General features: G+C 65.7%; 11 protein-coding genes. 4 read left to right on the forward strand and 7 right to left on the reverse strand.

Going from position 1 to position 13,636, the window contains the following annotated elements; translation table 11 throughout:
• Positions 1-146 precede the first annotated feature (146 nt).
• The 3 genes from paaZ to HZF03_RS08515 all read left to right on the forward strand — a co-directional run bounded on the left by paaZ (position 147) and on the right by HZF03_RS08515 (position 4,238).
• Entirely contained in the window at positions 147-2,186 is a 2,040-nt protein-coding gene (gene paaZ, locus HZF03_RS08505) for a phenylacetic acid degradation bifunctional protein PaaZ (RefSeq protein WP_119018325.1), read from the forward strand.
• A gap of 56 nt (positions 2,187-2,242) precedes the next feature.
• On the forward strand, positions 2,243-3,259 hold the full coding sequence (locus tag HZF03_RS08510) for a quinone oxidoreductase family protein (RefSeq protein ID WP_119018326.1): 1,017 nt from the start codon (positions 2,243-2,245) through the stop codon (positions 3,257-3,259).
• A 241-nt stretch (positions 3,260-3,500) separates the two neighbouring features.
• Positions 3,501-4,238, forward strand: a complete 738-nt coding sequence (locus HZF03_RS08515; protein WP_119018327.1) for a hypothetical protein — start codon at positions 3,501-3,503, stop codon at positions 4,236-4,238.
• 603 nt (positions 4,239-4,841) lie between these two features.
• Here the strand turns inward: HZF03_RS08515 and HZF03_RS08520 are convergent.
• The 6 genes from HZF03_RS08520 to HZF03_RS08545 all read right to left on the reverse strand — a co-directional run bounded on the left by HZF03_RS08520 (position 4,842) and on the right by HZF03_RS08545 (position 10,976).
• Positions 4,842-5,804 (reverse strand): fatty acid desaturase family protein, encoded by a 963-nt coding sequence (locus tag HZF03_RS08520; protein WP_119018328.1) that lies wholly within the window; start codon positions 5,802-5,804, stop codon positions 4,842-4,844.
• 52 nt (positions 5,805-5,856) lie between these two features.
• Entirely contained in the window at positions 5,857-7,080 is a 1,224-nt protein-coding gene (locus tag HZF03_RS08525) for a bifunctional alpha/beta hydrolase/OsmC family protein (protein ID WP_119018329.1), read from the reverse strand.
• Positions 7,081-7,258: 178 nt separating this feature from the next.
• Positions 7,259-7,924 carry a sulfite oxidase-like oxidoreductase gene (locus tag HZF03_RS08530; protein WP_119018330.1) on the reverse strand — a complete coding sequence of 222 codons (666 nt, stop codon included), beginning with the start codon at positions 7,922-7,924 and terminating at the stop codon, positions 7,259-7,261.
• 22 nt (positions 7,925-7,946) lie between these two features.
• On the reverse strand, positions 7,947-9,146 hold the full coding sequence (locus tag HZF03_RS08535; protein WP_119018331.1) for a cytochrome P450: 1,200 nt from the start codon (positions 9,144-9,146) through the stop codon (positions 7,947-7,949).
• Positions 9,147-9,214: 68 nt separating this feature from the next.
• Complete coding sequence (locus HZF03_RS08540) at positions 9,215-9,442, reverse strand: ferredoxin (protein WP_011157460.1); 228 nt, start codon at positions 9,440-9,442, stop codon at positions 9,215-9,217.
• Between the two features lie 100 nt (positions 9,443-9,542).
• Positions 9,543-10,976, reverse strand: a complete 1,434-nt coding sequence (locus HZF03_RS08545; RefSeq protein WP_119018332.1) for an amidase — start codon at positions 10,974-10,976, stop codon at positions 9,543-9,545.
• A gap of 138 nt (positions 10,977-11,114) precedes the next feature.
• Here HZF03_RS08545 and HZF03_RS08550 point away from each other — a divergent pair, with 138 nt between their 5' ends.
• Positions 11,115-12,227: an SbmA/BacA-like family transporter gene (locus HZF03_RS08550; RefSeq protein WP_119018333.1), complete on the forward strand. Its 1,113-nt coding sequence runs from the start codon at positions 11,115-11,117 to the stop codon at positions 12,225-12,227.
• Between the two features lie 12 nt (positions 12,228-12,239).
• Here HZF03_RS08550 and HZF03_RS08555 read toward each other — a convergent pair whose 3' ends face one another.
• The gene (locus HZF03_RS08555; protein WP_119018334.1) at positions 12,240-13,616 is read right to left on the reverse strand and encodes a GH1 family beta-glucosidase; all 1,377 of its coding nucleotides are present in this window, start codon (positions 13,614-13,616) and stop codon (positions 12,240-12,242) included.
• Positions 13,617-13,636: the final 20 nt, after the last annotated feature.

Here is a 13,636-nt window from a genome sequence, read left to right on the forward strand (position 1 = left end):
CTCTCCCTCACGTCGCGGGCTTTCGCAAAGCCTCTTGAATTGAACGATCGGTCAGTCAATTATTAGCCCAAGCAATCATCGTGTCAACGGCCGGCGCGGACGTCAAACCGCGCTGTGATCGCGGACCGCACTCGGGGAGAGACGCCATGACCGCCATTCTGCAAAGCCTGGCCTGCGATCGCTGGGAGACGCCGGCGACCGGGCTGGTCGATATTCCGAGCGCGATCGACGGCCGCGTCGTGGCGCGTGCGTCCAGTGCGGGACTCGATTTCGCGGCAATCGCCCGCCACGCGCGGCAGGTCGGCGGGCCAAAGCTGCGGGCGATGACGTTTCATCAGCGCGCCGATATGTTGAAGGCGCTCGGCGCTTACTTGGGCGAGCGCAAGGAGCAGCTCTACGCCCTCGCGGCCGATACCGGCGCCAACCGCCGCGACAACGCCATCGATATCGAGGGCGGTCTGGTCACGCTCGCGGCTTTCGCGTCGCGCGGCCGCCGCGAATTGCCGGATGCGAGCTTCATCACCGAGGGCGAGGTTGAGGCTTTGTCGAAGCACGGCAGCTTCGTCGGTCAGCACATCCTCAGCCCGCTGCATGGCGTCGCGGTGCATATCAACGCCTTCAACTTCCCGTGCTGGGGCTTGCTCGAAAAGCTCGCGCCGGCGCTGCTGGCCGGCGTGCCGGTGATCGCCAAGCCGGCGACTGCGACGGCCTACGTGGCCGAGGCGCTGGTCAAGCTGATCGACGAGTCGAAGCTGCTGCCGCAAGGCGCGCTCCAGCTCGTCTGCGGCGGCCTTGGCGATCTGCTCGATCATCTTGGCGGCCAGGATGTGATCGCTTTCACCGGATCGCTGGAGACCTCGGAGAAGCTGCGCGCGCATCCGAACGTCGCGCGCCATAGTATCCGCTTCATCGCCGAGCGGGACTCGCTGAATGCCGCGGTGCTCGGCCCCGACATCACGCCGGCCGATCCGGAGTTCGATCTGTTTGTCCGCGAGATCGTGCGCGAGATGACCGCCAAGGCCGGGCAGAAATGCACCGCGATCCGCCGCGTGCTGGTGCCGCGCGCGCAGGAGGCCGCAGTGATCGACGCGCTGAAGGCGAGGCTTGCCGACGTCAAGCTCGGCGATCCGCGCAAAGACGACAAGGCGATGGGCCCCTTGGTCAGCCGCAGCCAGCGCGAGGCGGTGCGTGCGGCGATCGCGATGCTGCAGGGCGAAGCCGAGATCGTGTTCGGCGATCCGAACGTCTGCGAAGCTGAGGGCATAGACACCCAGGCGGGTGCTTATATGGCGCCGGTGCTGCTGCGCGCGCGCGATCCGATGCAGGCCAGGCTGGTTCACGCCACGGAGGCGTTCGGTCCGGTGGCGACCGTGCTGGCCTATGATGATGTCGCCCAAGCGGTCGAGCTGGTCCGCCGAGGTGAGGGCAGCCTGGTTGCGTCGCTATTTACTTACGACGATACAATCGTCGAGCAGATGATCCTCGGTCTTGCGCCGTTCCACGGCCGCCTGCTGATCGTCGACCGTGACGATGCGGCGGAATCCACCGGCCACGGCACGCCGCTGCCGGCGCTGCTGCATGGCGGTCCGGGCCGCGCCGGTGGGGGAGAGGAGCTCGGCGGCTTGCGCAGCGTGTATCACTACACGCAGCGCACCGCGATCCAGGCGTCACCGCGGCGGCTCGCAGCACTCACCGGCACTTGGAGCCGCGGTGCGCCGGCGCCGGCGGCCGAGGTGCATCCGTTCAAGCTCAACTACAACCAGCTCGAAATCGGCCAGAGCATTGAGACCGCGAGCCGGCCGATCTCGCTTGAGGACATCGAGCACTTCGCGCATTTCACCGGCGACACCTTTTACGCCCACATGGACGAGGCGGCCGCCAAGGCCAATCCGTTCTTCCCTGGCCGCGTCGCGCACGGCTATCTGATCCTGGCGTTCGCCGCCGGCCTGTTCGTCGATCCGGCGCCGGGCCCGCTGCTCGCCAATTACGGGCTCGACAATCTGCGTTTCCTCAAGCCCGTCTCGCCTGACGACAGCATCAAGGTGAAGCTGACCGTGAAGCAGAAGTCGCCGGCGCGGCGGCCGGAATATGGCGAGGTGCGTTGGGACGTCGAGGTCGTCAACCAGAACGGCGAGCCGGTGGCGCGCTATGATCTGCTGACGATGAGCTCCCGTCCCGCGGCATAGCCGGGCGCGGCGGAATCTGGCAGAACGCGGCGCTGTTTCCTGCTGAGGCCGTCACCATGTCCGATTCTTCCGTTGCCGCTGCGATCTCGATCGAGGCGCGTTGCGTTCGCCTGCAAGACAAGGCCGCCGATGTCGCGGCGATCACGCCGGTCCTCGAGAGGCTGCCGCTGTCGCGGCGCGCGGCTTCCGAGGTGCTGATCGAGGTGAAGGCGGCGGCGGTCAATCCGTCCGACGTCAAGGCCGCGACCGGGCTGATGCCTTACGCGGTGTTTCCGCGCACGCCGGGCCGCGATTTCGCCGGTCGCGTCATCGACGGTCCTGCCGAATGGCTCGGCCGCGACGTGTTCGGCTCGTCCGGCGATCTCGGCATCCGCCGCGACGGCACGCACGCGACGCATCTCGTCGTGGAAGCCGACGCGCTGGTCGAAAAGCCGGCAAGCGTGTCGTGGGAAGAGGCCGCGGGCATCGGCGTGCCGTTCGTCACTGCGACCGAAGGCCTGCGCCGCGCTGTGCTCGCGGCCGGCGAGACGCTGGTGATCATGGGCATCAACGGCAAGGTCGGGCAGGCGGCCGCGCAGATCGCCACCTGGCGCGGCGCCAAAGTGATCGGCGTGGTGCGCAAGGCGGAGCCCTATGCGGGCCATGCCAGTGCGCCGGTGGAGATCATCGACTCGTCGTCCACCGATGTCGCCGCCAAGTTCCGCGAACTCACCGGCGGCAAGGGCGCCGACGTGGTGTTCAACACCGTCGGCGATCCGTACTTCAAGGCGGCGAACCAGTGCCTAGCCCTGCGCGGCCGGCAGATCCTGATCGCCGCCGTGCATCGCATCGTCGAGTTCGACATCCTCGCCTTCTACCGCGGCCAGCACACCTATGTCGGCATCGACACGCTGGCGTTCTCGTCGATCGCGACGGGGGAGGTGCTGCGCTCGCTCGGCGACGGCTTCGCCGGCGGGCATCTCAAGCCGTTCCCGATCGTCGATGGGGCGATCTACCCGCTGGGTCAGGCGCAGGCCGCGTATCGCGCAGTGGCTGGCTCGTCGCGCGACCGGGTGATCATCAGGCCCGATTAGTTCGTTTCGACTCGGTATCACGTCGAAGCCGTCGGACGTTTCGCCGCCGGCCAACTCATCACGTCGCGCTCACGTTTGACCCGCTTATTATACCGGCTTCCAAACAGGAACCTTGCGGCTCCGGCGATGGTTGAAGTTCCGCCGGTTGTCCCGATCGAGCGGTGACCGGCAACCACGGTGGACCGGAAACAGCAGTCCGCCAGCAGGTGGTACGTTCGCTCGTGACCGGAGACCTCTGCCGATGCTGGACAAGGTGAGCGGTGCCGATCTCGCGTTGCTGAGTACGCAGGCCCTCAAGACCCGGCTGCTGCAACTGGTCGAGGGCCAGGACGACAAGCGGCTGAGCGAAAAGCTCGCACTGCTGGACGGCACGCTCGCGCCCTATGTCGATGAGCTGACGCGGCGCAATCCGCATCCGCGCGCCGAGGATCAGGTCGCGGCGGTGATCGGGGTGTGGACGCCGGTGTGGTCGACCATCCCGTTTCACCATGCGCTGCCGGGTAGGATTCCTTCGCAGTCCTACCAGATCTTCCGTGACCGGGGCTTCTACGCCAACGTCGCGCACCATGCGCCGGGGCACCAGAACGCGCTGCTGCACAGGCTGACGCCGCTCGGGCTCGCCTGCAATCTGATGCTGGTGCAGCGCTTCGAGGTCACAGGCGGGCGGTGGCTGATCGAGAATATCGGCATCGAGGTGGCACGCGGCCGGCGCGACAAGGGCCTCAGCATCGACGATGCCGAAGCGTGGTTCGACGCGGTGCTGGCACAGAAGCTCGATCGCGCCGAAGCTCCGAACGCCACCCTGGGCGCTCCCGACTTCAGCGGCGTCGACGCGGCATCAGCGAAGCGGCTGGCGAAGTCGTTTCAGGCCAAGCCGATGATGGAGAACATCTACCTCGACGACGATCTGCGCCTGATCCGAAGCCGGCGCGAACCCGCACAGCGGCCGTCCTACACCATCGGTGTCCGCCTGCGCTGACGCGCCGACGGCCGCCGAGGCCGCCTCTTCGCGCGCCCAAGAGGCGATCCCTCGGAACCAGCAGCTTCGCCGCGTCGTCAGTTGCGATTTTGCCCCGTCGTGCCGGGACGCAAGCGCCAGCTCGGGAACCGGAGCCCGAGCGGCTGCGCTGTCGTCGCTGATTTGCTGAGCTGGCTGTTCGCCGCCCGCTAGGCTCGACCGGGAGCCCGTATTCCGGAGCCGCCGCCGTGCGTGAGGATAGGCGTGGGCCCCCAATACGCCGCTTGCCTTCGGTCTCCCGAATTGAGGTCAGCGGCCGGTGTAGCAGTCATTGCCGCACCACGCTTCCCGGTAGTCCAGCTTGGGGTGGGAGCGGGCATTGCCCGGCCAGCATCATTGCTGTGGGTGGCGGGAAATGACCTTAAGCGGACCTCTCGGACGCGGCTACATTGCGCAGCTAACAGTCTAGCGTAGGCGGCTGGGCCGAAGTGATCCCCTCTGACTAGGTATTTCAGATATCCACACTCGGTCTGTGGAAAATCAGTCACTAGGTCGCTAAAGCATCCAGGATCCAGCTCTTTTCAAAGGCCGTGAGTATTTCACGCCGGCTCTTTGCTTCTTCGATCAGACGCTTGCGCAATGTGTCGATTGTGTCGTCGCCAGCTTCAGCACGTCGCGATAGGACGGCGCCACGGTGACGCGGTCGATCAGGCCCTTCTGCTGTAGCAGCCGGTGCGCCTCCGGCAGATTATAGCAGGGCAGGTACATGAACAGATGATGCTCGGCGTGGTAGTTGACCCAGTATGGCGCGATCAGCGCGCGCTCCAGCGGATTGGCCAGTGTGGTGCGGGCCTGGCTGAACGGATCAGTGCTGGTCGAGGTGCAGGCGTGTTCGGCGATGTTGCGCACCCGCGTCACCAGCGGCAGCCAAGTCGCCATCGCCACCAGCCAGACGCCGACGAACCAGATGCCGGCGCCGGCCAGCCAGAACAGCACCAGCAAGACGGCGTTGGCCGCGAGGAAGCGCTGGGTTCGCGCCTTGCCGCTGGCGACGAAGCTGTCGTGCTTCGGCGCGCCGCTGTCCGCCGGCGCGAACAGCGCCTTCAGCGCCGGCAGCCGCTGCTTGACGAAGGTCTGTCCGGTGAGGTCGCGGATCGCCTTGCGGACAAAGCTGTCCTTGCTGATCGGGAACGGCGCCGACAGCACCAGGTCGGGGTCCTCCGGCTGCTGGGTGTATTTGTGATGCTGCAGATGATAGCGCCGATACGCCGGCAGATCGGCGCCGACCGGCACCGCGCACAGCCATTGCCCGATCGCTTCGTTGAGTTTCGCATTGCGGTGCAGCCCGCCATGCGCTGCCTCGTGCATCAGGATGGCGAGGCCGAGTTGCCTGGTGCCGACGATCATCACCGCGATCAGCCAGGTCAGCGGGTTCGGCCAGATCGTCACCAGCGCGACGGCGAGGGCGATCGTGCCCCAGGCATGCGCCACCAGCCACAGGCCGCGGGCCGAGCTGCGATGCGTCAGCCGCGCCCATTCGTCGGGCGTGAAGATGGTCTTCGGATCGATCCGCGCCACTGCCGGCATCGCCGCCTCCCTGATTTTGTTTTCGGCAGTGTCGGGGAAGCGGCCGGCAGCGTCAATCGGCGCTACGCGTGATGATGCTGACTTCCGAGGTGAGGGTGCGATGCACCGGACATTTGTCGGCGATCTCGATCAGTTTGGCGCGCTGCTCGGCGGAGAGGTCACCCTCGATGCCGATCACCCGCTCGATGCGGTCGAGCAGCCCGACCTTGGTTTCGCATTCGGCGCAATCCTCGGCGTGGATCTTGGCGTGGCTCAGCGTCACCGTGACACGATCGAGCGGCAGCGCCTTGCGTTCGGCATAGAGCCGCATCGTCATCGAGGTGCAGGCGCCGAGCGCCGACAGCAGCAGATCGTAGGGCCCTGGACCGCTGTCGCGGCCGCCGACGCTGGCCGGCTCATCGGCCAGCAGTCGATGCGGTCCGACGCTGATCTGCTGCTGGAACTTGCCGTCGCCGGTTTCCTGCACGGTGACGAGGCGCGGCACCTCGGGCGCGCCGGCAGTCGGGGCCGGCGGCTCGGCGTCGATGTAGCGCTGCGCCCAGGCCGCGATCACCCCGGCGGCGTAGTTCGCGTCACGGCGATCGCTCAGCAGATGGTCGGCGTGATCGAGCGAGACGAAGCTCTTCGGATGCTTGGCCGCGAGAAAGATCTTGGTGGCGTTGTCGATGCCGACGGTGTCGTCGGTCGGCGCATGCAGGATCAGCAGCGCTTTGTGCAACTTGCCGATCTCGGCCATCAGGTTGTGTTCGGCGATGTCGTCGAGAAACTCGCGCTTGATCGTAAACGGGCGGCCGGCCAGCGAAACATCGACGCGGCCTTCAGTGCGGATCGTGTCGACCTGACCGGCGAACAGTCCGGTGACGTGCGACGGATCGGACGGCGCCGCGATGGTGGCAATCGCCTTCGCTTCGGGGATCTGTGCCGCGGCTGCCAGCACCGCAGCGCCGCCGAGACTGTGGCCGATCAGCAGCGACGGCGCCCGATGCGTCGCGCGCAGATGGTCCGCCGCCAGCACCAGATCGGCGACGTTGGACGAAAACGTCGCATTTTCGAACTCGCCCTCGCTGGCGCCAAGCCCGGTGAAATCGAACCGCAGCACCGCGATGCCGCGCGCCGCCAGCGCCGCCGCGATCCGCCGCGCCGCGAGGTTGTCCTTGCTGCAGGTGAAGCAATGCGCGAACAGCGCATAGGCGAGCGGCTGCGCATCCGGCAGATCGAGCGCCGCCGCGAGTTGATGCCCGCCGCTGCCTGCAAATTGGAAACGTTCGGTCGGCATCTGCAGGCCTCCATGTTGTTGTCATTCCGGATTGCGAGCGAAGCTCGCAAGTCCGGAATCCATACTCTCCGTCCTTGCAGTAAGGCACGGTGGAGCAACGCCGTGATCAAATCTCCGCGTGCAGGGAGTATGGATTCCGGGCTCGCGCTACGCGCGCCCCGGAATGAGCGGCGCGGCGTCAATCACTCGAATAGCGCTGCTCGGCCCATGGATCGCCGCGGTTATGATAGCCGCGAACCTCCCAATAGCCCGGCGCGTCGTCGTCGCGGAATTCGATGGCCTGCAGCCACTTCGCGCTTTTCCAGAAATACAGATGCGGCACGACGAGACGCACCGGGCCGCCGTGCTCCTGATCGAGCGGTGCGCCGGACCAGCTATGCGCGATTAGCGCATCCGCGGCGGCAAAATCCTCGATCGACAGATTGGTGGTGTAGCCGTCGTAGCTGTGCAGCACGACGAAGCGCGCTTGATCGGTCGGCTGGCAGGCCTCGAGTAGCGTTCGTGTCGCGAGCCCCTGCCAGCGATTGTCGTAGCGCGACCAGGTGGTCACGCAATGGATGTCGGAAACGATGTCGGCCTGCGGCTGGGCCGTGAACTGTGCCCAATCCCAAAACACCGGCTGCGCCACGGCGCCATAGACGTCGAGCCGCCACCGTTCGCGGCCGATCTGCGGCGTCAGGCCGAGATCGAGCACCGGCCAGTCTTTCACCAGATGCTGGCCCGGCGGCAGCCGCTGCTCATCCGGCCGGACATGCCGGCCGGTGAGAAATTTGCCTTCTGCCGCCCAGCGCTGCTTGCTGCGGGTGAGTTTGGACTCCGGCGGCAGTTCGGCATCGTCGGACATCGGCGACCTTTCGGGCGAGGGCTTAGCTCGGCTTGCCGAACAACAGCGGCAGGCTGCGCGGGCCACGGACTGTGCCCTCCGACCAGCGCACTTTTTGTGACGGGTCGAGCCTAAACGAAGCAATCCGCTTCAGCCACTCCTCGATCGCAACCGTCATCTCCATCCGCGCCAGATTGGAACCGACGCAGCGATGGATGCCGAGGCCGAACGCGACGTGCGGATTCTCCTTGCGGTCGATCATCACTCTGTCGGCCTCGGGAAACACCGATGGATCGCGATTAGCGGCGGGGAACGACAGCAGCACCATGTTGCCCGGCTTCACAGGACAGCCGGCGATCGATGTCTCCTTCATCACCTCGCGGGCCATCGTCACCGGCGAATAGGCGCGCAGGAATTCCTCGATCGCAGTCGGCATCAGCTCCGGTTCGGCGAGTAGCCGTTCGCGGTCGGCCGGATGCGTGGCGAGGTGCCACAGCGCCGCGCCGATCGCGCTCCAGGTGGTGTCGATACCTGCGATCAGCAGCAGCCGCAGCGAGCCGAGCACATGCGCGTCCGACAGCGGCTGGCCCTTGTCGTCACGGGCGTTCATCAGTGTGCTGATCAGGTCGTCGGTCGGCTTCTGCTTGCGGTGCGCGATATGCCCCTGGAAATAGGTGCTCATCTCGAACACCGCCTTCATCAGGATGGCATCGTCGTTGATGCCGAGTTCGAGGATCTCATGAATCCAGCGGATGAAGATGTCGCTGTCGTCTTCCGGAATGCCGAGCATATGGCAGATGGTCTTGACCGGAATATGCTTGGTGTAGGCGGTGGCGGCGTCGCAGCCGTCGTCCTCGATGAAGGCATCGATCAGTTCGTTGCAGATCGCGCGCACCCGTGGCTCGAGCTTGGCGACCGCATCGGGCGTGAACGGTGGCAATAGCAGCCGCTTCGCCGGCTTGTGCTCCGGCGGATCCGAGGTGATCGGGGGCGCTGGCGGCGGTGATTCCGAGCGGACGTTGCGGACGATCACCCGCCGCGACGAGAAATGATCGGTATCGTAGGAGATTTCCTTCACCGCCGCGAAGGTCGTCGGCATGTAGCAGCCGAGAAACCGGTCGGTGTGAACCAGCGGACTGGCCGAGCGCAGCTCGTCCCAGATCGGATAGGGATTTTCGGTCCAGCGCGGATCGGTGTGGTCGAAGTCGTTGACCCAGTCGGTGACGGGTGCGCGTTCGCTCATGTCTGGCGTTTCCTCTGCTGAGTATCGGTGCGGTCTTGGCGCCGCTCGAACGGGAGAAGGCGGAGTGATCAAGCCTCGTCGATGACGATCGCATTCTCAGGGCAGTTGGACTTGGCCAGCCATGCCTGGTCGATCAGCGCGGTGGGCACCGTGCCGTCGCCGGTTTCGTGAGCATTTCCGTAGTCGTCGAGCTCGAACAGCTCAGGAGCCAGCGCCTTGCAGCGCGCATGGCCCTGACACTTGTCCTGGTCGACGTGGATCTTCAGCGTCTCGGACGCATTTAGGTGATCGGACATTGGCGTTTCCCTATCGTCCGCCTTTGTCGGCGGATCTATCGGTGTTGCAACACGCGTGAGAGTAGCACAGCGTGTTGCAACCGCCAGTCCCGGAAGGCGCCTACAGGCTGGCAGGCGCCGGGCGCGGGTCGATCGGGGTCGTGCTCTTGAGGCCGAGGATATCCTCGAGCAGCGCGGCGCCGGCGAGCAGGCCGGCTTCGTTGCGCGGCCGTGCCACCATCTGCAGGCCGATCGGCAGGCCGGTTGCGGTGAAGCCGCAAGGCAGCGACAGGGCAGGGCAGCATACCAGCGTGATCGCGTAGACGATGCCGAGCCATTCGACATAGTTGCCGAAGGTGTGGCCGTTGCATTCGGCCAGGTAGCGCTGCTCGACCGGGAACGGCGCGGTGATCGTCGCCGGGCACAGCAGCAGATCGTAGGTCTTAAAGAACTCGATCGTGCGCGCCGTCATCGCCACCCGCTGCGCTTCGGCCTTGGCGAGATCGTCGACGCTGAGCTTCAGGCCCTGTTCGATATTCCAGATCACTTCGGGCTTGAGCAGATCGCGCTTGGTGCGCAGCAGGTCGGCCTTGCTGATCGCGAAGTCGAACGCGCGGAGCGCCTGGAAACATTCATGCGCTTCGGACAGATCCGGCTGCGCCTGTTCGACGATCACGCCGGCCTCGGCGAAGCGTTCGGCCGCCTTGCGGGTGACGGCGGCGACTTCCGGATCGACCGGAGTGATGCCGAGATCGGGCGAATAGGCCACGCGCAGCGGCTTCTGCCGCGACCGCGCCGCCGCGAGGAACGAGGTGGCAGGCGAGGGGATCGACAGCGGGTCGGCGGCGTATTCGCCGCTCATCGCGTCGAGCAGCAGCGCGACGTCATCGACATTGCGGGCCATCGGGCCCTGAACGCCGAGATTGCGGTCGATCTTCGCCGCCGGCGTATGCGCGACCCGGCCGAAGCTGGGACGGAGACCGACGATGCCGCAGAAGCTCGCCGGATTGCGCAGCGAGCCGCCCATGTCCGAGCCGTGGGCCAGCCATGCGGTGCCCGATGCAAGCGCCGCCGCGGCGCCGCCGGACGAGCCCGCCGCCGAGCGCGACAGGTCCCACGGGTTGCGGGTCGCGCCGAACACTTCGTTGAACGTATTGGCGCCGGCGCCGAATTCCGGCGTGTTCGACTTGGCGTACACCACGCCGCCATTGGCTTCGAGATGCTCGACCATCAGGTCGGAGCGCGCCGGGACATTGTCCTTGTAGATCGGCGAGCCCTGGGTGGTGAGCACGCCTGCGACCGCGGTGAGATCCTTGATCGGCACCGGCAGACCGGCCAGAAGGCCGCGCTCGGCTGGCGGTTTCTTCATCAGCTCTGCGGCGTGGCCGCGGGCACGGTCGAAGCATAGAGTGGGGAGAGCATTGACGGCGCCGTCGACTTCGGCAATCCGCTCTTCGAGCACGTCGAGCACCTCGATCGGCGTCACCTCGCCGGACTTGAGCTTGCCCACCACTGCACAAGCGGTTTCCTTTACCAGCGCCTGATCTGCCGCCACCCTGTAACTCCCCTGAGTTGATCGCGCCGGCGGTATCAGTACATCACCGTCTGCGCTTTTGGACCGGATACCAAGACTAGACGCAATGGGTACCCCGGACCGCTTCACAACCAGCCGGTCCGGGCCTTATATCGCGTCATGGGACTCTTCTCACATAACGACTCGAACGGCCACAACCTGACCGGGTTCTGGCTGATGTCCCGCAGATTTTGGCTGAGCGGCAAGCCACGCGTCACGGGCCTGATCGTGGTGCTGATCGGCGTGGTGCTCGCACAACTGCTGGTTCAGTTTTATCTCAATTTGTGGAATCGGCATTTCTTCGATGCGCTCGAGCGGCGGGACGCCGGCGCGCTGTGGACGCAAACCGGCATATTCGTGATGCTCGCCGCCACCAGCGTGCTGGTCGCTGCGACCTCGGTGTGGGGGCGCATGACCGGGCAGCGCAAATGGCGCGAGTCCATGACATGTGAAATCCTCGCGCGCTGGTCGCGAAAGGACCACAACGTCCCAATCGATGGTACAGATCACGGTGCCGAGAACCCGGAATATCGCCTCGCCGAGGACGTGCGGATCGCCACCGACTCGCCGGTCGATCTGATCCTGGCGTTCCTGTCCTCGGTGCTGACGGCGTTGACCTTCTTCAGCGTGCTGTGGAGCGTCGGCGGCAGCATCGACGTCACCGTGTTCGGCCATCGCGCTGAGATCCCGGGCTATCTGGTGGTCGGCGTGATCGGATACTCCACCCTGATGACCGCGCTGATGCTGTGGTTCGGCCGGCGCATGACCAGCATCAGCGAGCGGCGCAACCAGAACGAGGCGGAATTCCGGGCTGCGGCCGAAGTGATGCGCGGCGGTCGCCCCGCCAGCGAAGCCGATGAGAAAGCCTGGATGATCAAGCTGGCGGAGCGGTTGAAGGCGGTGCTGCGCTCGTGGCGCGAGCTGTGCTGGCAGCTCGTCGACATGACGCTGGTGTCGCACAGCAACTTCCTGTTCGCGCCGGTCGCCGCGTATTTCCTGTGCTTCCCGAAATATCTCGCCGGTGCGATGACGCTCGGCGAAGTGACGCAGAGCGCGGCGGCGTTCGTCACCGTGCAGGGCGCGGTGAACTGGCTGGTCGACAATTATCAGCGGCTGGCGGACTGGCGCTCGTCTGCCAACCGCGTCGCGGCCCTTCTGGCCGCGATCGATGCGATGCCGGACCGCAATCCGGTAACGCCAGCCGAGCCTTCGCGCGAGCTGGCGTCGCCGTAGGCTCCTCTTGGCTCAGGTGGCTGTGCCGCGGGCGTGACGGATCACGTCGGCGAACCACTTGAACGACGCCTTCGGAATCCGGCGCAGCGTCGCATAGTCGATGTAGATCAGCCCAAAGCGCACGCTGTAGCCGGACTCCCACTCGAAATTGTCGAGCAGCGACCACACCATGTAGCCGCGCACATCGGCGCCGGCTGCGACCGCCTGGTCGAGGGCGGTGATGTAGTCGCGCAGGAAGCCGATCCGGCCCGGATCGACCACTTCGCCGTTGGCGTCTGGCTTCTCGATATTGCTGCCGTAACCGTTCTCGGTGACGTAAACCGGCTTGCCGTAGCGGCGGCTGATCTCGATCAGCGTATCGCGGAAGGCATCCGGCTCGATCGTCCAGTCGATCGGCGAGCGCGGAATGCCCTCGGGCTTCGGCCCCCAGCCGAGTCCGACGATCGCGTTCGGATCGGAGTTGATATAGACGGGGCTGTAATGGTTCAGACCGAACCAGTCGAGCGGCCGGTGGATGCGCTCCATGTCGCCGGGCTGGATATACGGCTTGATGGCGTCGCGGATCAGGTCTGGATACTCGCCGCGATATTGCGGATCGGCGAAAGCGCGATTCCAGTAGTCGCTGATCAGCTTGGCCTCGGCGACGTCTTCCGGCTTGTCGCTCGATGGGTACACCGGCTGATAGTTGGTGACCAATCCGATCTTCGCATCCGCCACGGTCTCGCGCAGCACGTCGACGGCGGCGCCGTGCGCCAGATTGACGTGGTGAATCCAGCGGTGCAGCTTCTCGTCGGCGCTGCGGTCGCGCGCGCCGAACGAGCGGCTGAACAGGCTGAAGATGCCGGGCTCATTGAAGGTGGCAAACCGCTTCACGCGCTTGCCGTAACGCTCGCCGATCACCCGCGCGTAGTCGGCGAACCAGCCGACGATATCGCGATTCATCCAGCCGCCGCGCTCTTCCAGCGCTTGCGGCAGATCCCAATGATATAGACAGATCCACGGCTCGATGCCGGCGGCCTCCAGCGCGTCGATCAGGCGATCATAGAAGGCGAGGCCGGGCTCGTTGATCGCGCCGGTGCCTTGCGGGAAGATCCGCGGCCAGGCGATCGAGAATCGATACGCCTGAATGCCGAGCGTCTTCATCAACGCGACGTCTTCCTGATAGCGATGATAGTGATCGCAGGCGACATCGCCGGTGTCGTTGTTGGCGACATAGCCGGAGCGGCAGTACACGTCCCAGATGCTCTGGCCGCGGCCGTCCTCGTTGGCGGCGCCTTCGATCTGGAAGCTCGCGGTCGACACGCCCCAGATGAAATCTTTGCGGATGTGCGACAACACCGGCAAACCGGCCACGGGCTCAGAGGCGGGAGGGGTGAGCGATGAGGCCATGGCAAAATCTCCGATTGCAG

Source organism: Rhodopseudomonas palustris (genome assembly GCF_013415845.1).
Taxonomy (GTDB): Bacteria; Pseudomonadota; Alphaproteobacteria; order Rhizobiales; family Xanthobacteraceae; genus Rhodopseudomonas; species Rhodopseudomonas palustris_F.

Bases quoted from the DNA above. Each gene is read 5' to 3' on its own strand.
- paaZ (WP_119018325.1), top strand. From the start codon at position 147: ATGACCGCCATTCTGCAAAGCCTGGCCTGCGATCGCTGGGAGACGCCG.
- HZF03_RS08510 (WP_119018326.1), top strand. From the start codon at position 2,243: ATGTCCGATTCTTCCGTTGCCGCTGCGATCTCGATCGAGGCGCGTTGC.
- HZF03_RS08515 (WP_119018327.1), top strand. From the start codon at position 3,501: ATGCTGGACAAGGTGAGCGGTGCCGATCTCGCGTTGCTGAGTACGCAG.
- HZF03_RS08520 (WP_119018328.1), bottom strand. From the start codon at position 5,804: ATGCCGGCAGTGGCGCGGATCGATCCGAAGACCATCTTCACGCCCGAC.
- HZF03_RS08525 (WP_119018329.1), bottom strand. From the start codon at position 7,080: ATGCCGACCGAACGTTTCCAATTTGCAGGCAGCGGCGGGCATCAACTC.
- HZF03_RS08530 (WP_119018330.1), bottom strand. From the start codon at position 7,924: ATGTCCGACGATGCCGAACTGCCGCCGGAGTCCAAACTCACCCGCAGC.
- HZF03_RS08535 (WP_119018331.1), bottom strand. From the start codon at position 9,146: ATGAGCGAACGCGCACCCGTCACCGACTGGGTCAACGACTTCGACCAC.
- HZF03_RS08540 (WP_011157460.1), bottom strand. From the start codon at position 9,442: ATGTCCGATCACCTAAATGCGTCCGAGACGCTGAAGATCCACGTCGAC.
- HZF03_RS08550 (WP_119018333.1), top strand. From the start codon at position 11,115: ATGGGACTCTTCTCACATAACGACTCGAACGGCCACAACCTGACCGGG.
- HZF03_RS08555 (WP_119018334.1), bottom strand. From the start codon at position 13,616: ATGGCCTCATCGCTCACCCCTCCCGCCTCTGAGCCCGTGGCCGGTTTG.